At 70.3% G+C, this 23,335-nt stretch carries 17 protein-coding genes; 12 read left to right on the plus strand and 5 right to left on the minus strand.

Features of this window, described 5'->3' with window-relative positions:
• Positions 1-95 precede the first annotated feature (95 nt).
• The 4 genes from ABD259_RS03800 (at position 96) to ABD259_RS03815 (ending at position 3,367) form a co-directional block, all read left to right on the plus strand.
• Positions 96-659 carry a ferritin gene (locus tag ABD259_RS03800; RefSeq protein ID WP_344106174.1) on the plus strand — a complete coding sequence of 188 codons (564 nt, stop codon included), beginning with the start codon at positions 96-98 and terminating at the stop codon, positions 657-659.
• A 50-nt stretch (positions 660-709) separates the two neighbouring features.
• The gene (locus ABD259_RS03805) at positions 710-1,393 is read left to right on the plus strand and encodes an LON peptidase substrate-binding domain-containing protein (RefSeq protein WP_344106172.1); all 684 of its coding nucleotides are present in this window, start codon (positions 710-712) and stop codon (positions 1,391-1,393) included.
• Between the two features lie 123 nt (positions 1,394-1,516).
• Complete coding sequence (gene ybaK, locus ABD259_RS03810) at positions 1,517-1,996, plus strand: Cys-tRNA(Pro) deacylase (protein ID WP_344106170.1); 480 nt, start codon at positions 1,517-1,519, stop codon at positions 1,994-1,996.
• A 156-nt stretch (positions 1,997-2,152) separates the two neighbouring features.
• Positions 2,153-3,367 carry a TIGR04222 domain-containing membrane protein gene (locus ABD259_RS03815; RefSeq protein ID WP_344106168.1) on the plus strand — a complete coding sequence of 405 codons (1,215 nt, stop codon included), beginning with the start codon at positions 2,153-2,155 and terminating at the stop codon, positions 3,365-3,367.
• A gap of 17 nt (positions 3,368-3,384) precedes the next feature.
• Here ABD259_RS03815 and ABD259_RS03820 read toward each other — a convergent pair whose 3' ends face one another.
• Positions 3,385-3,996 (minus strand): hypothetical protein, encoded by a 612-nt coding sequence (locus ABD259_RS03820; RefSeq protein WP_344106166.1) that lies wholly within the window; start codon positions 3,994-3,996, stop codon positions 3,385-3,387.
• 73 nt (positions 3,997-4,069) lie between these two features.
• Here ABD259_RS03820 and ABD259_RS03825 point away from each other — a divergent pair, with 73 nt between their 5' ends.
• Positions 4,070-4,585 carry a DinB family protein gene (locus ABD259_RS03825; RefSeq protein WP_344106164.1) on the plus strand — a complete coding sequence of 172 codons (516 nt, stop codon included), beginning with the start codon at positions 4,070-4,072 and terminating at the stop codon, positions 4,583-4,585.
• A gap of 93 nt (positions 4,586-4,678) precedes the next feature.
• On the opposite strand, the gene ABD259_RS03830 is transcribed toward ABD259_RS03825, so the two are convergent.
• On the minus strand, positions 4,679-5,539 hold the full coding sequence (locus ABD259_RS03830) for a PadR family transcriptional regulator (RefSeq protein ID WP_344106162.1): 861 nt from the start codon (positions 5,537-5,539) through the stop codon (positions 4,679-4,681).
• A gap of 265 nt (positions 5,540-5,804) precedes the next feature.
• Positions 5,805-9,371 carry a DNA polymerase III subunit alpha gene (gene dnaE / locus ABD259_RS03835; protein WP_344106160.1) on the minus strand — a complete coding sequence of 1,189 codons (3,567 nt, stop codon included), beginning with the start codon at positions 9,369-9,371 and terminating at the stop codon, positions 5,805-5,807.
• A gap of 326 nt (positions 9,372-9,697) precedes the next feature.
• On the opposite strand from dnaE, the gene ABD259_RS03840 reads away from it, so the two are divergent.
• Positions 9,698-10,681 (plus strand): ArsR/SmtB family transcription factor, encoded by a 984-nt coding sequence (locus ABD259_RS03840; RefSeq protein ID WP_344106157.1) that lies wholly within the window; start codon positions 9,698-9,700, stop codon positions 10,679-10,681.
• A gap of 405 nt (positions 10,682-11,086) precedes the next feature.
• Positions 11,087-12,292 (plus strand): endonuclease/exonuclease/phosphatase family protein, encoded by a 1,206-nt coding sequence (locus tag ABD259_RS03845; RefSeq protein ID WP_412759432.1) that lies wholly within the window; start codon positions 11,087-11,089, stop codon positions 12,290-12,292.
• A gap of 56 nt (positions 12,293-12,348) precedes the next feature.
• On the opposite strand, the gene ABD259_RS03850 is transcribed toward ABD259_RS03845, so the two are convergent.
• Positions 12,349-12,654, minus strand: coding sequence for a chorismate mutase (locus ABD259_RS03850; RefSeq protein WP_344106152.1), 306 nt, complete (start codon positions 12,652-12,654; stop codon positions 12,349-12,351).
• Positions 12,655-13,044: 390 nt separating this feature from the next.
• Between ABD259_RS03850 and ABD259_RS03855 the strand changes: the two genes are divergently transcribed.
• From ABD259_RS03855 to fxsT, 4 genes are all read left to right on the plus strand, one after another.
• On the plus strand, positions 13,045-14,481 hold the full coding sequence (locus ABD259_RS03855; RefSeq protein WP_344160206.1) for an aldehyde dehydrogenase: 1,437 nt from the start codon (positions 13,045-13,047) through the stop codon (positions 14,479-14,481).
• A 374-nt stretch (positions 14,482-14,855) separates the two neighbouring features.
• On the plus strand, positions 14,856-16,622 hold the full coding sequence (locus ABD259_RS03860; protein WP_344160520.1) for a VMAP-C domain-containing protein: 1,767 nt from the start codon (positions 14,856-14,858) through the stop codon (positions 16,620-16,622).
• A gap of 30 nt (positions 16,623-16,652) precedes the next feature.
• Positions 16,653-17,789: an AAA family ATPase gene (locus ABD259_RS03865; RefSeq protein WP_425573478.1), complete on the plus strand. Its 1,137-nt coding sequence runs from the start codon at positions 16,653-16,655 to the stop codon at positions 17,787-17,789.
• Positions 17,786-22,369, plus strand: a complete 4,584-nt coding sequence (gene fxsT / locus ABD259_RS03870) for an FxSxx-COOH system tetratricopeptide repeat protein (protein ID WP_344160212.1) — start codon at positions 17,786-17,788, stop codon at positions 22,367-22,369. Before ABD259_RS03865 ends, fxsT begins: the two co-directional genes overlap by 4 nt.
• Positions 22,370-22,407: 38 nt before the next feature.
• Here fxsT and ABD259_RS25795 read toward each other — a convergent pair whose 3' ends face one another.
• Positions 22,408-22,896, minus strand: coding sequence for a DUF397 domain-containing protein (locus ABD259_RS25795; RefSeq protein ID WP_412759407.1), 489 nt, complete (start codon positions 22,894-22,896; stop codon positions 22,408-22,410).
• Positions 22,897-22,964: 68 nt separating this feature from the next.
• On the opposite strand from ABD259_RS25795, the gene ABD259_RS03875 reads away from it, so the two are divergent.
• The gene (locus tag ABD259_RS03875; protein ID WP_344104266.1) at positions 22,965-23,330 is read left to right on the plus strand and encodes a CU044_2847 family protein; all 366 of its coding nucleotides are present in this window, start codon (positions 22,965-22,967) and stop codon (positions 23,328-23,330) included.
• The last annotated feature ends 5 nt before the right edge of the window (positions 23,331-23,335 follow it).

Raw genomic sequence — 23,335 nt, forward strand, 5'->3', positions numbered from 1 at the left:
CCTAACCTAATTTCTATTCTGAAAGGCTTACCTCAGTGCCCGACGTTACCTTTTTAATGTTCGACTTGGCCATTGTTCCGCGTTATTGTTGAAGCATGGCTTCCATGACAAAGAGCGCCGAGCACGGCCTTTCCAAGTTCCACCGCCTCCTCATTGACCAGCTGCGTCATGAGTTCACGGCCTCGCACCAGTACGTCGCGTTGGCCACGTGGTTCGACGCCCGCGACCTCCCGCAGCTGGCGCGCGTGTTTTACCGGCAGGCGCTGGAAGAGCGCGACCACGCGATGATGATCGTGCGCTACCTGATCGACAGCGACGTTTCGGTTACGATCCCGCGGGTCGACGAAATCCAGAACGATTTCGACACTCCGCGCGACCTTGTCGCACTGGCGCTGCGCCAGGAGCGCGAGGTGACCAACCAGTTTCACATGCTGATGCGGGTCGCGCGGGAGGAGAACGACTACACCGGCGAACAGTTCCTCCACTGGTTCCTCCAGGAGCAGACGGAGGAGGTCGCGAAGATGTCCACCCTGCTGGCCGTCATCGACCGCAGCGCTGGCAACCTCTTCGACGTCGAGAACTTCGTCGCCCGTGACATGCCGGATGAGAGCGGCGGCAGCGCGGACGCTCCGAGCACCGCGGGCCCGTCGCTGACCTGAGGGGCGGACGCGAACGACAGGCGCCACCGCCGGTCGGGCATACTTGTGCAATGCCTGACCGGCTACCGCTGTTTCCGCTCGGGAGTGTGCTGTTCCCGGGGCTGACCATGCCGCTCCATGTGTTCGAGGAGCGGTACCGCCAACTCATCTCCGAGCTGTTGGAACCCGCCGAGGACGCGGGAGAGGCCCGGCGGTTCGGGGTCGTCGGGATCGAGCTCGGCCACGAGGTCGGCGCGACGGCCGCCCACCAGCTGTCCGACGTCGGCTGCATGGCCGAGGTCCGCAGCGTGCGCAGGCATGACGACGGGCGGTACGACCTCGTGGTCGAGGGCGGGTCGCGCTTCCGCGTCGAGGAGATCGACGACCCCGATGACGAGCACCCCTACCTGCGGGCGGCCACCACGCTCATCCCCGACGAACTGGGGGACGGCGCCGAGGAGCAGGCCGAGCGCGTCGGGCGGCTGTTCCGCGTCTACTGCCAACGGCTGACCGGGATCGGCCTCCCCACCAAGCCGCCAGCGGACTTCCCCGCTGACCCGCTGCCGCTGTCCTACGCGGTCTCGGCCGCGCTCGTCCTCGACCAGCGCGACAAGCAGGCGCTGCTGGAGGCCGATCACGCGGCGGCGCGGCTGGAGCTGGCCTCGACCCTGATGCGGCGGGAGAACCGCGTGCTCAACGCCCTGCCCACCCTGCCCGCTGGTCAGCTGCTGCGCCGCGAGATCAACCTCAACTAGAGCGGCGCCCCGGCCCCTCCTGCCGCCGCCCCAGCGCTTCACTGTTCCCCGGATTCCCCTCGCCCGCCCCGCGCCGCATACCATGCGGCTGACCACCAGCGCCACGCGTCGCACAGGAGCGTCATGAGCGGAAAAGGCACCCCCGCCACGGTCGCGGCCACCCGCGCCCAGGTCGGGTTCCGCCTGCACCCCTACGCGGCCTCCGGCGACGGCGGCGCGTCCTACGGCTACGAGGCAGCCGACGCGCTGGGTGTGCGCCACGACCGGGTGTTCAAGACGCTCGTGGCCGAGGTTGACGGCCACCTCACCGTAGGCGTGGTGCCGGTTGACGCGAGTCTGGACCTGAAGGCGCTGGCAGCAGCGGTCGGCGGCAAGAAGGCCGCGATGGCCGACCCCCGGGCGGCCGAACGCGCCACCGGCTACGTGCGCGGCGGTATCAGCCCCCTCGGCCAGCGCAAACGCCTCCCCACGGTCATCGACGCGTCGGTCGGCGGCCACACCAGCGTCTTCGTCTCCGCTGGGCGGCGCGGGCTGCAGATAGAGCTCTCCCCCGCCGACCTGCTCCACCTGACCGGCGCGACCACCGCCGACCTCCGCGGCTGAGACCCCAGGCCCGCTTTCCCCCTCCGCATCCCGGCGGCCCGATTCGGGCTGCCCGTACCGCGCCACGCCCGCCACCCTCTTCTCACGGCGGCCCCGGAGGCCTAACGTTGAGGAACCAGGCGAACACAATAGGGCGCGCGTGGAGGATGAGGCGCGATGGTGGTCGAGGCGATCGTGCTCGGCACTGTGCTGTGCTACCTCGCGATAGCGGGCTGCTACGCGGCCACTCGCGGCGACTACGCCCGCATCCTGTCGGCGGGACCCCGACGGCCCGCGGTGGGTGCCGAGGATCTGTCCCCGTTCGAACTGGGCATGCTCGCCGGAGGCAAGCGGCGGCTGGGCGAGGTCGCCCTCGCCGAGCTGTACCTCAGCGGGCGCGCCATCGCGTACGGGCACGGCATGGTGGCGCGCCCGTGGCAGCCGGAGCAGCGGCCCGCCGCGGATTCGCTGGCGCCGTTCACCCGGCTCCTCGACGCTCGCCTCCCCTCGGGGCGCGCCATTCCCGCCGACCGCCTGGTGGCGGCGGCGTCGGCGAGCGACGCGACAACGGCGCTGCTCTGGCGGCTGCGCCGCCTGGGACTGCTCTTCTCCCCGGAGCGGATGCGCCGGGTGACCTTCGCGCGCAACGCGGCCTGGGGTGCGCAGGCCATCATCGGTACGGCGGGGGTGCTGTTCGCCGGAGGTTCCGCGGTGGTGGCGATGACGGCGCCCCGCGAACCGGTCGGGATCGTGTTCGTGCTGCTGGCTGGGCTGCTGCTCGCCTATCCCTTTCTCTTGCACCTGGCACACCGCCTCGTCGGAGGCGTGCCCGGGGCGGTTCTCGCCGCCTTCGTGGTCACGGCGGCGGTGGCACCGGCGGCCAAGCTGCCGCCGGAGCTCGTCGCGGCGCTGGGGCTGTTCGTCGGCTGGTTCGCGCTGTACGGCGTGTACCGGATGACCGGGGGCCGGCTCGGCCCGCGCACGAGGGCCGGGGACGCGGTGCTGGCCGAAGCCCGCGCCGACCTCGACCCGTCGGAGCCCTCCGCCCCGAGCGGTCCGTCGGGGCGGACGCGCCCGCCGGAGCACCAGGGCCGCGCGCAGCCGAGTGATCGGCCCGAACCACGCGGCCCGGCGCTGCGCGCCACCGCCCTGCTCGGCTTCCGCGAACTGCGCCGCCGACCTGGGCGGCGGGGTCCGCGAGCTCCGGGGTGTCCCGGGCTCAGCCTGCTGCGTTCGTTCGCCGCCGCCTGCGGCCGCGGCGTCGGCGGACCGGAGGGCGGCCTGGTCGGTGGCTTCACCGGCGTGCCCGGGAGCGGTGCCTGGCGTCGCGTGGGCGGCGGTGCCCCCTCGGTGGGGCGGCCTCATCATCCCCATCATCCGCGCGGGGACTAGCGCGCGGGCCGCGCGGCTCAGCGCGCGGCGGGCTCGCTGCGCGGTGCGTCCACGGACGGTGCTGACACGTCCTGCTCGCGCTGGTGGGGCAGGTCGCTGCGCCACAGGCTGACGGCGTCGAACAGTCCGTACTGCAGGACGGCGACGAAGGGCCACAGCATCAGGGCGCTCAGGGCCCGCAGCTGGAGTCCGGCGGTGACGACGTCGCCCGGCTCGGCCGCGGCGACCGCGCGGGCGAAGGCGCCCGCGTCCAGACCGGCCCCGATGCGCCAGGCGACCAGCGATCCGAGGACGGAACCGGCCGCCAGACCCAGCAGGCAGGTCAACCGGAGATCGACGCGCTCGCGTGCGCAGAGGCGGTACTGAACCAGGTAGGTACCGTACCCGCAGAGGATTCCGGCGCACATCATCATGAGGGCGAAGTAGCCCTCGGAGGCGAACAGGGCCTGGGAGACGGGGAAGGGGGCGGTCGCACCGTCGCCATCGACGACGGTGACGCTCGGCCGGGGGGTGACCAGCCACCACAGCAGGCCGAGCGGGATTCCGAGCGCGGCGACGCTCCCCAGCGTCGCCGCGCCCACGACCAGTCGCCGCCGTGCCACGGGCCGACGCGCCTTATTGATCTGCACTCTTCGAATCTATCCGGCGACGCCGGGGCGAAAACCGGTGGTGCTGTGTTCGTGCCCACGTGACAATGCCCGGATGACGAACACGAGGGATCGTTTCGCGCCGCCGATGTCGGCCGATGAGCGGACCATGCTCACCTCTTGGCTGGACTGGCACCGGGGCACGGTGCGGGAGAAGTGTGCCGGGCTCGGCCCGGGACTGTCGTCGGCGGCCCCGCTGCCGACGTCGCCGCTGATGTCGATCGGCGGCGTCGTTTCCCATCTGCGCTGGGTGGAGCACTACTGGTTCGAGGTCCGCCTGCTTGGTGCGCGTGACCGGGCTCCGTGGTCCCCCGACGACGGGGACGCCGAGTTCCGCGTGGGCGGGCAACGCCCCCTCGCGGACCTGCTCGACGAGTACGACGCGCAGTGCGCGCGCTCCCGGGAGATCACGGCGAAACTGGAGCTCAACAGCAGCGCCCGCACATCGGGCGACGCCGAGAGGCCGGCCACGCTGCGGTGGGTCCTGATGCACATGGCGGGCGAGACGGCCCGGCACAACGGCCACCTCGACATCCTCCGCGAACTCGCCGACGGCAGGAGGGGGCGCTGAGCAGGGGGTGGGGGACGCGGCCGGGGAGGGCCGCGTCCCCCACCCCCACGGGTTACCGGCGCTCATCCGGACCGTCGGCGGCGGGGCGTCGGCCTAGGCTCCACCGTCCTCGCTGTTCTCGTCGACGCTGGTGTCGTCCTCGGCGAGGATGCGGTAGAGGCCGCGCTTGGTCTCGGCCAGCAGCCACTTGGCACGTTCCAGCTGCTCGGGTGTGCCGGCCTGGGCGACCTGCGCCGCCGCCGCGGACAGCTGGTAGGCGAGGCTGCTGATCTCGGCGTAGCGCTCCATGGAGTCCGTGTACTCCTCGGGCACCGCCTCCCAGGGCGGGGTCAGCTCGGCCGCGTTCTCCTCGACGTAGGCGTGCCCCTCATCGGTCAGTTCGAAGGGGCGGCGCCGTCCGCTGCCGGAGGTCTCGGCCGGACGGACCAGGCCCTCGTCCTCCAGCTGCTGCAGCATCGGGTAAACCGAACCGGGGCTGGGCCGCCAGCCGCCCTGGCTGCGCTCCTTGCCTTCGCGGATGATCTCGTAGCCGCTGCGGGGTTCCTCGGCCAAGAGCAGCAGAATCCCGGTACGGACGTCGCCGCGCCGGGCCCGCGGCCCGCCGCGGCGCCCCCGGCCCCGCCCCCGGCCGCCGCCGAACATCCCCTCCATCGGATGCCCGGGCGGGACGGGCGGACCATCCCACGGCATGTTCGGCGGGAAGGGAGGCTGCGGCGGGTGCGGCGGCTGGAAGCCTCCGCCCGGCCCTCCGGGCCCGCCCATCGCGGTCCATCCTTCCGGTGCCCACGGACCGCGCGAGCGCCGTCCTCCGCGGCGCCCGTGCCTCCGCCCGCGGCCGCGCCCGCGCTCTTCGTCGCCCTCGCGGGTGTTGTCTGCGGGGAACTCCCAGCCGCCGGCGGTCGGCTGCTTCTCCGGGCGTCCGCCCCATGCCCACGGCATCGCCATCTCGGTCATGTCGTTCTCCTTCACTCAGTAGCGACCGATCCATCGTGATCAATAACGATAGTTCATCTCGTGTCGAGATACCTCGACGATATATCGCTAACTCACCATCGTCAAGACCGGGACCGCGGCGGCACGGGGCGGGACAGCGAGCGGTGGCCGAAGGCCCGAGGGTCTCCCCCCGGCGGAGTCAGCGCCCGATCACCTCCCCGCACGAAAAAAGGGCGGGGAGGGGCTGTGCCCCTCCCCGCCCGGCGCCACGGCAGGACGGTGGACGTCAGTAGGTGATCGCGTCCGGTCCCAGCAGGGACTTCACATCACCGGAGAACTCCGGCCCCACCTGGATCGGATAGTCCGGGATCTCGAACACGCGGCTCTTGACCGGGTGATCGACGCGGATCGTCAACGGGGTCTCGCCCCGGTGGGCTTTCAGCACCTGCTTGAGCTCATTCACCAGCTCCGGCGTGAGGCGCTTGTCCTGCACGGTGAGCAGCATCGGGGGCGGCCCCTCCGACACGTGGGAGATGTCCAGGATCGACATCTCGGAGGCGAACATCGACCAGGTGCCGTCGCGGTCGTTGAGCCGCCCCTTGACGGTGACGGCGGTGTCCTCCATCAGGGCGTCCATGTACAGCGGGTAGGTCTTGGGGAAGAACAGGACCTCCATGCTGGCGTCCAGGTCCTCCACCGTGGCGATGGCCCACTGGTTGCCCGCCTTGTTCACGCGCTTGTCGACCTTGGAGATCAGTCCGGCAATGCGGACCTCACCGCGCTCGCCGCCGCGTTCACCCGCCACGATCTGGGCGATCGAGGTGTCACGGGACCGGGCGAGGATGCGTTCGGCGCCCGAGAGCGGGTGGCTGGAGACGTACAGTCCCAGCATCTCCCGCTCGAACGCGAGCTTGGTCTTGCGGTCCCACTCCTCATCGCCCCAGTTGATGTTGAGCCCGATGGGCGCGGAGTCGCCCACGTCGGCGTCCCCGCCGCCGAACAGGTCGAACTGGCCGTTCGCCTCCTGCTTCTTGGAGCTGATCATGCCCTCGACCGCGGTCTCGTGGTGGCGGTACAGCTCCTGCCGGGGCTGGCCCAGCGAGTCGAAGGCACCGGCCTTGACCAGCGATTCGACGACCCGCTTGTTGCAGGCCGCGAGTTCGATCTTGGACAGGAAGTCGGTGAAGGAGCTGTACTTGCCCTTCTCGGAGCGCGTCTTGGTGATGGACTGGACGACGTTCGCGCCCACGTTGCGGACGGCCCCCATGCCGAAGCGGATGTCCCGGCCGACCGGGGTGAACCGCAGACCGGACTCGTTGACGTCGGGAGGCAGCACCTTGATGCCCTGGGACCGGCACTCGGCCAGGTAGACGGCCATCTTGTCCTTGTCGTCGCTGACGGAGGTGAGCAGCGCTGACATGTAGGCGGCGGGGTGGTTGGCCTTGAGATAGGCGGTCCAGTAGGAGACCAGGCCGTATCCGGCCGCGTGGGACTTGTTGAACGCGTATCCGGCGAAGGGGAGCATGACGTCCCACAGCGCCTGGATCGACTCCTCGGAGAAACCACGTTCCAGCATGCCGGCCTGGAACGTGGTGAACTCCTTCTCCAGGACCTCCTTCTTCTTCTTGCCCATCGCGCGCCGCATCAGGTCGGCGCCGCCGAGGCTGTAGCCGGCCAGTTGCTGCGCGATCGCCATGATCTGCTCTTGGTAGACGAGCAGGTGGTAGGTCTCTCCCAGGATCGGATCGAGCGCGTCGTAGAGCTCCGGGTGGATGGCCGTGACTTCCTGGCGGCCGTTGGAGCGGTCGGCGTAGTCGTTGTGGGCGTTGGCGGCCATCGGACCGGGCCGGTACAGCGACAGGACGGCGACGATGTCGGCGAAGCGCTTGGGCTCCATGCGCTTGAGCAGGTTGCGCATGGCGCCGCCGTCGAGCTGGAAGACGCCGAGCGTGTCGCCGCGGGCGAGCAGCTCGTAGGTCTTCTTGTCGTCGAGGGGCAGCGTCGAGAGGTCGATGTCGACGCCTTCGGCCTCCTTGATGCTCTTGACGGCGTCGTCCATGATCGTCAGGTTGCGCAGGCCCAGGAAGTCCATCTTGAGCAGCCCCATCTCCTCGCACTGAGGAAACGGGAAGCCGGTGATGATGGCGCCGTCCGTGTCGCGCTTGTGCAGCGGGATGACGTCGAGCAGCGGTTCCTTGGACAGGATCACCCCGGCCGCGTGGACGCCGGTGCCGCGGGTCAGGCCCTCGATACCCCGCGCGGTCTCCATGACCTTCTGGACCTGGGCGTCGTTCTCCATCAGGCCGCGGAGTTCGGTCGTCTCGGCGTAGCGCTCGTGGTCCTCGTTGTAGACCGCGTCGAGGGGGATCTCCTTGCCGCCGACCGCCGCGGGGAAGGCCTTGGTGATCTGGTCGCCCACGGAGTACGGCAGGCCGAGGATGCGGGTGGAGTCCTTGACCGCGGCCTTCGCCTTGATGGTGCCGAAGGTGAGGATCTGCGCGACGCGCTCACTGCCGTACAGGCGCGTGACGTAGTCGATCATCTCCCCGCGCCGACGCTCGTCGAAGTCCAGGTCGATGTCGGGCATGGTGACGCGCTGGGGGTTGAGGAACCGCTCGAAGATGAGGCCGTGCTCCATCGGGTCCAGGTCGGTGATGCCCAGGACATAGGCGATCATGGACCCGGCCGCGGAGCCGCGGCCGGGGCCCAGGGCGATGCCGCTCTTGCGCGCGTACTGGCAGATGTCGGAGACAACGAGGAAGTAGGCGGGGAAGCCCATCTCGTTGATGATGCCCAGCTCGAAGTCGATGCGCTGGCGCACCGCGTCGCTTGCGCCGTCGGGGTAGCGCGTGGGGATCAGCCGCTCGATCTCCTTGGCCAGCCACGACGACTGGGTCTCGCCCTCCGGCACGGGGAAGGTGGGCATCAGGTCGCGCGAGGCGAAGACGTTGTCGTAGGCGTCGGGCGCGATGCGCTCGGCGACGAGCAGCGTGTTCTTGCAGCCCTGGGCCCACTGGTCGAAGTTGAGGATGCCGCGCATCTCGTCGGCGGTCTTGAGGTAGTAGCCGGCCCCGTTGAACCGGAACCGCGTGGGGTCGTCGAGATTCTTGCCGACACCGACGGCCAGCAGCGCGTCGTGCGCCGCGGCCTGGCTCTCGTAGACGTAGTGCGAGTCGTTCGTGACGAGCGGCGGGATCGCGAGCTCGTTGCCGACTTTCAGCAGACCGTCGCGGACCTCCTTCTCGATGTCCACACCGTGGTCCATCAGTTCGAGGAAGACGTTGTCCCTGCCGAAGATGTCCTGCAGCTTGGCGGCGTACTCGATCGCCTCCTTCTCCTGCCCGAGGCGAAGGCGCGTCTGCACACCACCGGAGGGGCAGCCGGTGCTGACGATGATGCCCTCGCTGTACTCACTCATGAGGTCGAGGTCCATCCGGGGCTTCATGTAGTAGCCCTCGATCGACGCGAGCGAGGAGAGCTTGAAGAGGTTGCGCAGCCCGGTCTCGTTCTCGGCCAGCATGGTCATGTGGAGATAGCGGCCGCCGCCCGAGATGTCCTTGCCGCCCTCGGTCGACGCGTCGTCCGAACCGCCGGAGCGCCCCCACTGGACCCGCTTCTTGTGGAACCGGGACTCCGGTGCGACGTAGGCCTCGATGCCGATGATCGGCTTCACGCCGGTGCCCTGGGACTGCTGGTAGAACTCGTAGGCGCCGAACATGTTGCCGTGGTCGGTCATCGCCACCGCGGGCATACCCTGCTTCGCCGCCTCAGAGAAGAGCGGCTTGAGCTTCGCCGCCCCGTCGAGCATCGAGTACTCGGTGTGGACATGCAGGTGAACGAAGGAATCGGCCACAACTACTCTCAAGATCTGCGCGTGGGGGTCGGGAAGCTCCCACGATAACTCTGTCACCGCGCCGCTCGGGCATAGCTTCCGCAAAGCGACTGATCAGCACCGCCAGGACGCACAGTGGCATCGCTCACCCCTGGAATTCCGGGACGGGATACGCGTCCCTTCGCGTCACCGCAGGCCCGCGCGCACCACCGGATGGCCGATTACGGACAGGCATAGTACGAGTCGTATAAGTAAGCTGGCGACTGCATCGCCGAAGTTCCGGTCGTCGGGAGGCGGGCACAGTAGCCGGCGACGCACGGGGCAGCGGGGTGATTGGGGAGATCGCGGTGCTGCATGTCCACTTCAACGGCAAGCGTCCGGAGCGGATCCGCTGTGCGGCGGAACCCGACCCGATGTGGGAGGTCCTGCTGAGCCTGCACACGTTGCAGCTGCACCATGCGGGGGCGCGGCACAACCAGTGGCGGTTGCGGGTACGGGAGCGGATGAGCGGTCCTATGTGGCGGCTGGCCGAGCTCGCGCCGCCGCGGGGGTATTCGCCCGACTTCCTGACACCGGTGTGCGGACCGGGCGGCCTTGAGGAGGGGCTGAACTCCCTGGTGTCCACCCCTCCGGCCTACGTCCGCCGCGATCTCGGCATCCTCGCCATGCAGCAGCGCCTGTCCGCCCCGGTCCGCTCCCTGGCGCGTGGTGAGGGCCGCATGCTCCCCCAGCTGGCGGACACCGTGCGTCGCTACTTCGATCTCGCGCTGGCTCCCGAATGGGAGGCCATCGAGGGCACGCTGCGCCAGACCCTGAGCCGCGGCGTCCCCGAGCAGCCCTCTCCCGGGCGGGCGGCCGGTGTTCCGTGGCCGCTGTGCTCCTGCGCGCGCTGGCGCGGTTCGGTGCTGGAGGTGTCCTATCCGCTGGAGCGCCACCTCCACCTCGAAGGGCGCGACCTTCACCTGATCCCCTCGTTCTTCTGCCGACGCTACCCCATCGCTTTCCAGGACCCGGATCTCCCGCCCGTGCTCGTCTACCCGGTGGCGGAGTGCCTGGACTTCCCGCGGGGACAGCAGCTGAACGCGTCGCGCAGGAAGGCCCTGGAAAAGCTGCTGGGCGGCACCCGGGCCGCCGTGCTGCAGACGATCGCCGCCAACACCTACTCGACCTCCGAGTTGGCCGACCGGCTCGGGATCTCGCCGGCCTCGGCCAGTGAGCACGCCACCGTCCTGCGCGCCTCCGGCCTCACGCACAGCCGCCGCGACCGCAACGCCATCCGCCACGAGCTGACCGAGCTGGGATCACGGCTGCTGTTGGGCGATCCGGAGTAGGGCGAGCAGGCCGGATGGGGCGAGAAGTGGTGCGGCCCAGCCCACCGCGGCCGGTGCGGCGGCGAACCAGGTGACCCCAGGCGCGCCGCGGGCCCAGGGCCGTGCCTCGACTGCCGACGCCCGCTTTGACGATGGCGGTGCGCCGGGAGAAAAGGCGGGAGCCTAACGCGGCTCCGACCCCTTTTGCCGGGTTTGTGTCCCGTCAGCCACCAGCCCCGCCATCAGCACCTGACCGGAACCCGCGCAGTTATGGGTATGACGAAAGTGCGCCGCATTGGCGGCCGAATGTTCATGGCGGTGACCGCGGGCTGATCGCTAGGGTGAGCACGCTGATCCGCGACGCACCCACGGTGGATCGACGAAAGGCACCCCCAATTGCTCCCCCGGCTCCGGTTCCCCACCGCTTTGGCAGCGACCGCTCTGCTCACCCTGTCGGCGGTGTCCGCCGCGCCCGCAGCGGCGGACACCGCCAGGAAGACGGAACATTCAAGCGTCCGGTTCGCCACGTTCAACGCGTCACTGCACCGCTCGGCCGAGGGCGAGCTGATCGAGGACCTCTCGACCGGCGACGACGGGCAGGCGCGGGCGGTCGCGGAGGTCATCCAGCGCAACCGTCCCGATGTGCTGCTGGTCAACGAGTTCGACCACGACGCCGAGGGGCGCGCCGCCGCCCTGTTCCAGGAGAACTACCTGGCCGTCGGTCAGAACGGCGCCGAGCCGATCACCTACCCCTACCGCTACACCGCGCCGAGCAACACCGGTATCGCCTCCGGGTTCGACCTGGACAACAACGGCGAGGCCGTCACCGAACCCGGCGCCCCCGGCTACGGCGGGGACGCCTTCGGGTTCGGCCAGTACCCGGGCCAGTACGGGATGGTCGTCTACTCCGCCTACCCCATCGACACCAGTGCCGCGCGCACGTTCCAGGAGTTCCGGTGGGCGGACATGCCCGGGGCGCTGCTGCCGAGGGACCCGGAGACCGGCGAGAGCTTCTACTCCGATGAGGAGCTGGAGGTGGTGCGGCTGTCGTCGAAGAGCCACTGGGACCTGCCGGTGCGCGTCGGGCGGGGGAGAACGGTGCACCTGCTCGCGTCGCACCCGACGCCGCCCGCCTTCGACGGGCCGGAGCGGCGCAATGTTCTACGGAACAGCGATGAGATCAGGTTCTGGGCCGACTACGTGACCCCACGCAGGGGCGGGTACATCTACGACGACGAGGGCGCACGCGGCGGGCTGCGGCCCGGGGCGCGGTTCGTCATCGCCGGTGATCTGAACGCCGACCCGAAGGACAGCGGCGGGCCCGAGGGAGGCATCCGGGGGCTGCTGGACGCTCCGCTCGTCAACGGCAGGGTCGCGCCGACCAGCGCGGGCGGGGTGGAGGCCGCCGAGCGGCAGGGCGGCGCCAACGCCGACCACCGCGGCGATCCCGCCCGCGACACCGCCGATTTCCGCGACGACGCACCGGGCAACCTGCGCGTCGACTACGTCCTGCCGTCACGCGGGCTCCCGGTGCGCGGTACCGCCGTCTACTGGCCGACCACCGACGACCCGATGTCGCGGGTGACCAGCGCCGCGTCGGACCACCGGCTGGTGTGGTTGGATATCCGCTGAGCCGCCGCGGGCTCCCCTCCGGCCCGGAGGACCGGGGCGGGGGCGCATGCGGCGGGTCAGTGTTGTTGTGCCGAGCGGCCGTGCGCGGCCTCGGCCTCGGCGGCGTCCAGTCCGGCCTCGATCACCTCGGACATGATGCGGGCGAGCCGCGCCGCCCCTAGTCGGGGCGCGTGCGCGGCCATGGCGGCTACGAGGGCCTGTTCGCGCTTCGGGTCGCGGCCGGCGAAGCCGCCGACGGGCTTGAGCCGCTGGACGCGGGCGGCGAGCAGGGCGCGGCGTTCCAGTAGGCGCGCGAGTTCCGCGTCGACCTCGTCGATGCGGCCGCGGAGGTCGTCGATGGTGGCGGTGGCGCTTTCGGTCATGGTGTTCGTTCCTGTTGTCGCGTCGACGCGGCCGGTGGTCCGCTGGCTCGCGCGACGCGCGGGAACGGGGCGGAGCCGACCGCTGGGAAAAAAGAAAAAGAGCGGAAGGCGTGTGCCTTTCTCGCTCTTCAGCCGGCTCCGAACCCGTCGACCGCTTACGGCGTAGCGGCCGGCTGCTCTGGAGCCGGCGTGCTAAACGCGTCATAGCGGCGGGTCATGCTGTACATCCTAGCGTCTTCGCGGCGGCCGCGTGCGAGAGCGGCGCTCCCGTTCCCCCTCCACACACCCCAATATAACGCGTTCTCGTTTGATGAAACCCCCTAGAAATAGGCCTTTCGAGACTTCAGACTGAAACGTGTTCTGCATGTTGACGCAGGGTTGGGAGGCCAGATGCGCAAGCACGACCGGCTCTACATCGGCGGTGAGTGGGCGCGACCCGCCGGAACCGCCACGATCGACGTGGTGTCGCCGCATACCGAGGAGGTCATCGGGCGGGTCCCCGAGGGCACGCCCGCCGACATGGACCGCGCCGTGGCCGCCGCCCGCGCAGCGTTCGACCAGGGGCCCTGGCCGCGCATGGCGCCCTCCGAGCGGGCGACAGCCCTTACCCGGCTGGCCGAGCTCTATGAGGCCCGCCTCGACGAGGTCGCCGGACTGGTCACCGCCGAGATGGGCTGTCCGCTGTCCTTCTCGCAGGTCGCCCAGGCGTCGCTGCCGCAGCGCACGCTCGCCTACTTCGGCGGGCTCGCCGACGACGTCACCTGGGAGGAGACGCGCGACGGGCTGCTCGGTCCGACACGCGTCGTCCGCGAACCCGCGGGGGTGGTCGCCGCGATCACGCCCTGGAACGTCCCGCAGCTCCTCATCGTCGCCAAGCTCGCCCCGGCGCTGCTCGCCGGATGCACGGTGGTGGTCAAGCCAGCGCCGGAGACCGCGCTCGACCCTTACGTCCTCGCCGAGCTCGCCGAGGAGGCCGGACTCCCCGCGGGCGTGCTCAACATCGTCGCGGCCGACCGCGCGGTCGGGGAGCATCTCGTCACCCACCCCGGGGTGGACCATGTCGCCTTCACCGGCTCCACCGCCGCCGGGCGGCGCATCGCCACCCTGTGCGGCGAACGGCTGCGCGGGTGCAGCCTGGAACTCGGCGGGAAGTCCGCGGCGATCCTGCTGCCGGACGCCGATCTGACCGCCTATACCGGCATGCTGACGCTGACCGCGCTCCTCAACAACGGCGAGGCCTGCGTCGCCCAGGCGCGGATCCTGGCTCCGCGCGAACGCTACGCCGAGGTTGTCGACGCGCTCGCCGCGCGCCTGGCCGAGCTCTCCGTCGGCGATCCAGCGGACCCGTCCACCGACATCGGGCCGCTGGTCTCGCCCGCCCAGCGGGAGCGGGTGGAGGGTTATATCGACGTCGGCCGCGCCGAGGGCGCGCGGCTCGTCGCGGGCGGCGGCCGCCCGGCCTCCGCACAGCGGGGGTACTACGTCGAACCCACCCTCCTCGCCGACGTCGACAACCGCATGCGCGTGGCCCGCGAGGAGATTTTCGGCCCGGTACTCACGGTGATCCCCTACGACGACGAACGCCACGCGGTCGAGCTCGCCAACGACAGCGAGTACGGCCTCGCCGGGTCGGTCTGGACCGCCGACCCGGAGCACGGCATGGCCGTCGCCCGCCGGATCCACACCGGCAGTTGCGGGGTCAACATGTACAACATCGACGTCAACACGCCGTTCGGCGGGCGCAAGTCCAGCGGCCTGGGATACGAGTACGGGCCGGAGGGCCTGAGCGAGTACCTGGAGTTCAAGTCGATCGCGACGCTGGGGTGACACCGCCCTAGGAGCCGCGGTCCGCGCCGGACCGCGGCCCTTGCCTACCGCGCGTTACCCCTGGGCTGGCACGGTGTGCGCCGCCGCACCGTGCCAGCGTCGTGTAGACACGCGTACGTGTCGGCGTTTACCGGCGTGACCACACTGGAAGGCTGGTAGCCGGATACATACATAGAGTATTCAGCATGACTTAGGGAACATAAAGAGCCAACCGAATTTCAACGATCCGTCGCTCGCAGCCCCCACGTACAACCGAAGAAAGAGGCCGCGCCACGGTGGCATCTCCTTCGACTCCCCGTTCCACCGAGGGCTCGCCCCCTCCGACCCCCCGTTCCCCAACGTGGCAGGTCAGGATCACAAACCCCGACGGCCTGGTGGCCGGAGGCGGGGTCCTCGTTCCCGGAAACAGGATTTTGACCTGCGTCCATGTCGTTAACGCCGCGCTGCGCAGAGGAAATGACCCCGCCCCGCCGGGACCCGAGGAAGCGATATCCGTCGACACCCCCCACCCTCCCGGGTACCGGCCGGTGGCCGCCTATGTCGTTGGCGACACGTGGGACGCCGAACGCGACACCACACTCCTCCGGCTCGACGAAGACCCCCGGGACTACGAGCACCCCGCCGCCTGGCTCGCCGCGCGCATGGACGAGGTCGCGGAGTCGGGCTCCCCGCGCCGCGTGGTCGTGCGCGGCTACCCCAGCGGAGTGCCCGAAGGCCTGCTGGCCACCGCGGAAGTCGTCGGCTACGGCGGCGGCATCCCCGGCCGCGCGCAGCTCAACGTCGTCGACCCGACGGTCAGTGTCGAGCAGGGGTTCAGCGGCTGCGGCGTACAGGACACCACCGACGGCTCCGTGATCGGGATCGTCACCACCGCGCGGTTCGACGCCGCGCACCCGTACCAGAGCCGGGTCGCCTTCATGGAGCCGCTGGAATGGGTCACCGCCCTCCGCCCCCTCCTGGTCGACGAGGAGTTCGAGGCGGTCAAGACGTTCCTGTACGCCCTGCGGTTCGAGGCCGTCAGCGCCGCCTACGCCGCGGCCACCCGGCACCGGGGCCCGGAGCGCGCCGACTTCACCTCGGCGTGGGACGCGTTCGTCCGGCTGCGGCAGTACGCCCCCCGGCCCGACGGTCTCCCCTGCGAGATCGCCTACCTCGTAGAGATCGCCAAGATGGGGATCGCCGACACCCGTTCCCTGCACGGCTATGTGGAGAGCCGGTCCCCGTGGTACGTGCCGCGGCACGCGCTGGGCCGGATCTCGACCGAGCCGAGCACGCCCGCGCCCGCCGGCGGCACCCTCATCATCGCGGCCGAACCCATCCCCGTCGAACCCGGAACAACTCCGCGATACACCCTTTCCCACTGGCTGGACGACGGGCACAGCATCAGCAACAGGGGATCACGCCGAATCACCGAGGACACCCTGCGCGACACGGTGCTGGAGATGGTGGTGGACGCCGAGGCCCATCTGCCCGCCTGGGATTCCCCGGACTCCGGGGAGCTGCGCCTGGAGTTCATCCTTCCCTTTCCGCTCCTTACCCAGCAAATCGCACAATGGCGTCTTCCCACCCCATTCACCGGCGAAGGCGAACGGATCGGCGCATCTTATGAAATCGTTGTCCACTCGGCCGAGAGATTTACCGAGAAACGTCTGGCCGGAGCCCGCCGCAAACTCGCCGAACGGTGGCGCGGGCTCACCGACAACGCCGAAGGATTCGTCCACCGCATCCCGCCGCGGCCGTCCTCTCCGGACGATCCCCCGCTCGCCGACCGTCTCGCCCACCCGGGGATCACCCTGTGCGCCCTGGGGTCGCCGCCGCGCGAGCGGGAGGGCACGCTGCAGCTCTACCACGCGATCGAGGCCGGACTACCTGCGATTATCTGGCTGGATGCAGCCGATGAGGATGCCACCCGAGGTTTCCACGGCCGAATAGAATCCATTACCAGCCGGAGCGGTGAGGCGATCTCCCATGACGATGTCGCCTCCCTCTCCCGCCACGTGCGTTCATGGCGCACGCGCAATACAATCGGCGGGCAGGACAACAGCGAAGGCTACGACCCCTACGACATCAACATCATTCTCGACGATATGTCGCACATCCGACGACTCCTCCATATTGGAATCCTCTCCACGCCCGAATAATGCGAGGTCGACGACAAGGACGGTCTGCCGATGGCCTCTTCCCCGACGTCCGACCCCGGGAAATCCCCTGGTCATCATGCTCCGGGCGGCAATGGTGCCGTGCCCGAGTGGTGGATCTACCGGGGGACGGGCCGACCGGCTACCTACGCGACGAACCTGGCGGAGCGCCTCCCCGGCCCCCCGCCGTGGCGCCGGTTCAACGGAGGCCCCGACCAGCCCGATCCGCCGAGCGACGACGAGGAGACCGCGCGCGTGCTCGGTGTCGCGGCCGCTCTCGCCAGTCAGCCGCTGACCGACCACGAGACGGCGGTGGTCGAGGCGGTCAACACCGCGCTCCTCCTGCGCCGCCCCCTCCTGGTCACCGGGGCGCCGGGGGTCGGCAAGTCCAGCCTCGCCTACCACGTGAGCCGCGAACTGGGCCTCGGGCGCGTGCTGCGCTGGCCCATCACCAGCCGCAGCACCCTGCGGGCGGGACTGTACGAGTACGATCCCATCGCCCGCATCCACGACATCTCGGCCGACGCCGCGGCGGCACCGGACCACCAGCCCCCGCCGGAGCGACCCATCGGCGACTATCTGAGCCTCGGCCCCCTGGGCACCGCCCTGCTTCCGCACCGGCTCCCCCGCGTCCTGGTGATCGACGAGTTCGACAAGGGCGACATCGACCTCGCCAACGACCTGCTCGACGTCCTGGAGACCGGCCGGTACCGGATACCCGAGCTCTACCGGCTCCGCTCCTCCCAGGAGTACATCGCCGTTCCCACCGACGACCCCGGACGGACGGCGACGGTGCGCGAGGGCGAGGTCCGCTGCCACGAGTTCCCGTTCATCGTGATCACCAGCAATGGCGAGCGCCCCCTGCCTCCCGCCTTCCTCCGCCGCTGCCTCCCCGTCCACCTGGAGCGCCCCTCGGAGGGACGGCTCGCCGACATCGTCTGCGCCCACTTCATCGACCGGGAGCGCGCCCAGGACCGCCAGCTCATCCAGGATTTCCTCCGCCGAAGCCAGGACGTCAACGGGCTGTCGATCGATCAGCTACTGAACTCGGTCCATCTCGTTAGTTCCGATGTCCGCGCCCATGCAACATCCTTGGATCCGAACGCCTGGAACCGGATATTGAACCTGGTCTGGCGCCGTCTGACGGAAACGGAGGCGGGCCTCGAGTGACCGGGAGCAGGGATCGCGACCGGCCGGAGGCCGAGGGGTCGGCAGCATCGCCCGCCCCAGGTGAGTCATTTCCGCAGTTCACCGTCTCCGTGCCCACGTGGTGGGAAGTCGGCGACGCGCTGTGGCTCGCCGCCCACCGCTACCACGCGCCGGATCCGCCCGACACCGACCCGGACGAGGCCTTCGACCAATCGGGTGACCAGGCCCGCGTCGAACCCCCCGACGACAAGCCTGACGGCTCCTCCTCCGAGGCGCTATCAGAGGAAGGGGACGGGGCAGCGACACCACCGGCGGAGGATGCGCCCGACGCGTTCCCCGAGCCTCCGGCGCACCTCGCCGACTCCGACGCGGACCCCGAGCGCCCCGGCGGTGCGGCGGACTCCGCGCCACCCCCGGGGCGTCCTCATGGGACCCTCGGCGCGGCCCCCGAGCGGTCGGGCGGCCCACTGATCCCCGAGCGCGTAGCGATGGTCCGCGCGCTGCGGTGGTTCCGGCGCCACCGCGAGGCCGACGGCGGCACGCTGCTGGACGAGGACGCCACCGCGGCCCGCTACGCCGAGCGGTCGCTGGCCCGCCGCGGCTCGCGGTGCGCGCAGCCCGCACCGCTGCTGCCGGAGTTCCGTCCCGACCGGGAGGTCGCCGATGGTCTGACCCTGCTGATCGACGACAGTCTGTCCATGGTCGTCCAGGAGCCGCTCGTTCGGGAGTTCATCGGGCTGCTGACCCCTTTGAAGGTGTTCCGCCGGGTCCGCGTCCTCTACTTCGACTCCGGCAAGGCGCACATGGACGACCTCCCCCTGCGGACGAGCGGGGGCCCCGCGCCGGACCCCGCCCGCCTCGTCAACGGCCGCTCCCCCGACTCCCGCATCCTGCTGGTGCTCACCGACGGCGTCGGCGACGGCTGGCACACCGGAGCGATCGACACGTGGCTCGCCCGCTGGGGTGCGAAGGGGCCGGTGGGCGTGGCCCACCTGCTCGACCGGGCGGTGTGGCCGTCGACCGGCATGGCTCCGGAGCGCGTCACGCTGCAGGCGCCGTGGTCGGCCGGTGACGCGCTGGCTCCTAACGCCTCCTACCGGACCCGTCCGTTCTCCTCGTGGCCGCCCGCGGAGGTCGACCCCCCGCAGGACGACTCGGTCCCCATCCCGGTCTTCCCCCTGGAGGCCGGCGAGATCGGGCGCTGGGCCCGCTTCGTCACGCGCCGCCAGAGCCGGCCGGAGTATCCGGCGACCGCGCTGATGACCCGCCCGGACCTCGCGGAACCCAGCGAGACCGACGACGCGTGGGGCATCGGTCCGCTCCCGGCCCCGGCGGCCGAGGGGGTGGAGGCCCCACAGGACCTCGCCGCCCACCGCCGCGTCGAGACCTTCCGGGCCATCGCCTCACCGGCCGCGTTCCGGCTGGCGGTGCACCTGGCGGCGGTCCCGCTCAACCTGTCGACGATCCGGCTGATCCAGGAGCGGTTCGACCCCCGGGCACGCCCCTCCGACCTCACGGAGGTGCTGTGCTCGGGTCTGATCCACCGCAGCGAGGACGCCCCCTCCATCGACCGCGGCGACCGGGTGACCCTCGAATTCCACCCCGGTGTGCGGGAGCTGCTCCTGGCGGTGGGAGGGCAGCGGCACGAGATCCAGGAGCTCCTCACCGCGATCGCCGGGCACTACCGGACCACCATCCCGTGGTTCGCCGACCTGGAGCTCCTGTTGCTGGGCGACGCCCCCGACCTCCGGTTACCCGCGGTGTCCGCGGACACGGCCCCGTTCGCCCACGCTGTCTACGCGGCGATGCGGGCGCTGCCCGGGCCGATTCGGCGGGCCGCTGACGAGTGGATCGGCCCTCCGGCAGCGACAGGCGCCCCGTACACCGCGGACCCATCCACACTGGCCGGGTTCGGCCACGCCGAACCCGGATACGACGACGCGAGTCGTGAAACGCTAAAGGGCAGAGACGTGAACCTCGACGAGTTCCAGACGACCGCCCCTCCCGCGCAGCCCCAGCGGGCAGGGCTGGTCCCACCTGTGCCCGACGGAGACAGCATGCACATGGCCCAGCAGACGGTTCCGCGGGGGCAGCACAGCCGCCCGGCCGTATGGGGGCAGGTCCCGCCGCGCAACATGAGCTTCGTCGGCCGCGAGGCGCTGCTGGCCGAGTTGGGGCGGCGGCTGCAGGAGGGCACCGCCATGGTGCTGCCGCAGACCGTCCCACAGGCGCTCCAGGGCATGGGCGGCGTCGGCAAGACACAGCTGGCCACGGAGTACGCCTGGCGCCACCGGTCCGACTACGACCTGGTGTGGTGGATCCCCTCCGACACCCCGGCCCAGGTACAGCAGTCACTGATCGAGCTCGCGCCGAAGCTGGGGATCGGCACGGTCGGCGACCCCGCGGCCACGGTCCGCACCGTGTTGGAGGCGCTGCGCGCGGGCCGTCCGGTGAGCGACTGGCTGCTGGTCTACGACAACGCCACCGCGCCCGCCGATATCCGCCCGCTGATCCCCACCGGCGGGCCGGGGCACGTTGTGGTCACCTCCCGGTCACCCGAGTGGCGCACCGCGGGCGGCAACCTGCTGCAGGTCGACACCTTCGAGCGTGACGAGAGCACCGAGCTGCTGCTCAAGCGCGGCCCGGAGGCGCTCACCGCCGAGGAGGCGGACCGCATCGCCGAGCGGCTCGGCGACTTGCCACTGGCCGTAGAGCAGACCGCGGTGTGGCTGTACGAGACGCTGATGCCGGCCGAGGAGTGGCTGGAGCTCTTCGATGTGAAGGCCGACCAGCTGCTGGCCAACGTGGCGCCGAGCCCGGACTACCCCTGGTCGGTCGCGGCGACGATGAACATGACGCTGGAGCGCCTGCGGGAGTCCAACCCCGGCGCGCTGCAGCTGCTGCAGGTCTGCGCGTTCCTGGCCCCGCAGCCGATCCCGCGTCGGCTGTTCAACGGCGCGCGCAACGTCGAGGCCCCGGAGTTCCTGGCCGAGATCCTCGCCGATCCGGCGATCAAGCTGGGTCGGGCGCTGCGGACCATCGACCGCTACGCCCTGGCCAAGATGGACCACCGCAACACCACGTTCCAGCTGCACCGGCTGGTGCAGGAGACGTTGAAGCTGCCGCTGGACCGCGAGGACCGCGACCGCTTCCGACACTGCGCCCACCTGCTGCTCGCCAACCTCGATCCGGGCGACCCGCTCTCCCCGGGCGACTGGTCGCGGTACGTGGAGCTGCTCCCGCACGTGTGGGAGACCCGGCAGTGGGACTGCCGCAGCGACTGGGCCCGGGAGCTGGCGCTCAACGAAGTGCTCTTCCTCCTCCAGTGGGGCCGGCACGCCGAGGCGGAGGCGCTGGTCCGCCGCCTCCTCGACCACTGGCCCGACAAACTCGGGGCGGAGGATCCGCACACGCTGCGCGCCGAGATGCGCTACGCGCAGATCGCCGCGGCGACCGGGCGGTTCGAGGAGGCATACGAACGACGCAAGGACCTCGTGGAGACCCTGGTCCGCCTGCGTGGCACCGACGATGAGGAGACCCTGGAGTCGCGCGGCCTTCTGGCGCTGGACCTGCGGAACCTCGGGCAGTACCGCCGCGCCGTCAAGGTCAGCGCCGACGTGCTCGAACGCCAGCAGCGCGCCTTCGGCCGCGACGACCCGCTCACCCTGCAGTCCGCCCACGTGCACGCCGTGGGACTCCGGTTGACCGGACAGTTCGCCGAGTCGATGGAGATCAACCGCTACAACTACCAGCGGCGCAGCGAGATGCTGGGGCCGGAGCACCTGCAGACCCTGGCCAGCCGTTCGGCGCACGCCCAGGGGCTCATGGAGTCGGGGCGCTACTGGGAGGCCGAGCGGGAGATGGACGAGCTCTATCTCACCACCCAGCGCGCCTTCCCGTCGGACCACACGATGCGGCTGTCCACCTTGATGGCGCTGTCCGCGCTGAAGCGTCGGACCGGTCGCTTGCCGGAGGCACTCGCCCTCTCGGGCGAGGCCTACGAGACACTGCAGAACAAACTGGGGGGCGAGGCCCAGGAGACCACCCGCGCCGCGGCCAACCACGCGGTGTCGCTGCGGGCTAACGGCCACCACGAGGACGCCCTGTCGCTGTCGCGGGAGGCCCGCGACCGCTACCGCGCCTCTTACGGCACTGACCACCCTTTGTACGCCGCCACCTCGGTCAACCACGCCGTCACGCTGCGTTTGCTCGGCCGGCTGGAGGAGGCCCGGGTGGTCGACGAGGAGGCGCTCGCCGTGAACACCGACCGTCTCGGCGAGGAGCATCCGTGGACCCTCGCCAACGCGGTCAACCTCGCCAGCGACCTGTTCGCGGCGGGGAATGCCGCGGCGGCGTTGGAACTGGATACGGCGACCCTGGAACGCGCGCAGCGGATTCTGGGCGACGACCACCCGCTGGCCCTGGCCGTACGGCGCAATCGGGTGCTGGACCGCATGGTTGTGGAGGATGCCGCGCTCGTGGAGGAGCGGTCCGCCGTGGTCGAGCGTTACCGGACGATGTTCGGCCCGGCGCATCCGGCCACCCGCTCCGCGGAGGAGGACGTACGGGCCAATTGCGATCTCTTCCTGCCCCTGCTCTGAGTGTTCGGTTCCGGGAGAAAATGGTTCTCGGGGGTGCCTCAGTCCGCTCGGTCGAAATCTCCACGGCAGAGGCCGGAGAGGAATTCCCGCCAGGTTCCCGTGCCGATACTGATCACGGTTCCGCGGGGGTGGGCGGAGTCACGGACCAGGACGGTGGACCGGGACGGCCGGGCGATCTCCAGACAGCTCTCGGCCTGGGTGGAATCGCTGTAACTGGACTTCCGCCAGGAGCGGACGGGCAGCGGATTTCTCGGCTGTCCAGTCCGCCGAGTGCACGCGCTCTCTCCTCTCCCGGCCCCCTCGCTTACCACCGCTGAATCGGTGCTCATCTGTACCTCACGACCATGATTCGGTGGCCAGACCCCGGTACGGGTAGACGCGAACGGTACACAAGTCTTCTCATGACAAATATCCCGACATGTCGCAATGGGGTCTATATCCCCGTTGTACCGGAATCCATGTGGGCCAGAAGCGGACATTTGTCTTACGCCACGCGGATCCGCCGCACATCCGTGGTTTCCCCGCATCCGGTACGCGGGAGGGAGATGACGACACGCGGAACACAGCCGCTGGCACGCGGGGAAAGGCGGGATCCATGGCGGAGATCGTCCGGTTCGACGACGGGCACGGGGCCACGGTCCAGATCGAGACAGCGGAGAGCTCCCCGGTGATGCGCGACGTCGCCGGGGGCGATGTCTTCCGCGCAGCCGAGCAGCGCTTCGAGGTCGTGGTCGACAAGGTCCGCGACATCTCCGAGCTCATCTCGCGGCGGCTGTCCGCCCTGGACGCCGGCCCCAACGAGGTCAGCGTCGAACTGGGCATCAGTGTCAACGGAACGGCCGACGTCTTCATCGCCAAGGCCGCGAGTGAGGGCAGTCTCAAGGTCAAGATGACCTGGTGGCGGGGGAACCGGCCGGTCGGCGACGCTGACGACGACGATCCCGCGGGCGCCTCCGAGTGACCCCG

Origin of the sequence: Nocardiopsis rhodophaea (assembly GCF_039530945.1) — a bacterium.
Classification (GTDB): domain Bacteria; phylum Actinomycetota; class Actinomycetes; order Streptosporangiales; family Streptosporangiaceae; genus Nocardiopsis_C; species Nocardiopsis_C rhodophaea.

Bases quoted from the DNA above. Each gene is read 5' to 3' on its own strand.
- ABD259_RS03875 (WP_344104266.1), top strand. From the start codon at position 22,965: ATGGCGGAGATCGTCCGGTTCGACGACGGGCACGGGGCCACGGTCCAG.
- ybaK (WP_344106170.1), top strand. From the start codon at position 1,517: ATGAGCGGAAAAGGCACCCCCGCCACGGTCGCGGCCACCCGCGCCCAG.
- ABD259_RS25795 (WP_412759407.1), bottom strand. From the start codon at position 22,896: ATGCGGGGAAACCACGGATGTGCGGCGGATCCGCGTGGCGTAAGACAA.
- ABD259_RS03800 (WP_344106174.1), top strand. From the start codon at position 96: ATGGCTTCCATGACAAAGAGCGCCGAGCACGGCCTTTCCAAGTTCCAC.
- ABD259_RS03805 (WP_344106172.1), top strand. From the start codon at position 710: ATGCCTGACCGGCTACCGCTGTTTCCGCTCGGGAGTGTGCTGTTCCCG.
- ABD259_RS03830 (WP_344106162.1), bottom strand. From the start codon at position 5,539: ATGACCGAGATGGCGATGCCGTGGGCATGGGGCGGACGCCCGGAGAAG.
- ABD259_RS03855 (WP_344160206.1), top strand. From the start codon at position 13,045: ATGCGCAAGCACGACCGGCTCTACATCGGCGGTGAGTGGGCGCGACCC.
- ABD259_RS03825 (WP_344106164.1), top strand. From the start codon at position 4,070: ATGACGAACACGAGGGATCGTTTCGCGCCGCCGATGTCGGCCGATGAG.
- ABD259_RS03850 (WP_344106152.1), bottom strand. From the start codon at position 12,654: ATGACCGAAAGCGCCACCGCCACCATCGACGACCTCCGCGGCCGCATC.
- ABD259_RS03815 (WP_344106168.1), top strand. From the start codon at position 2,153: ATGGTGGTCGAGGCGATCGTGCTCGGCACTGTGCTGTGCTACCTCGCG.
- ABD259_RS03865 (WP_425573478.1), top strand. From the start codon at position 16,653: ATGGCCTCTTCCCCGACGTCCGACCCCGGGAAATCCCCTGGTCATCAT.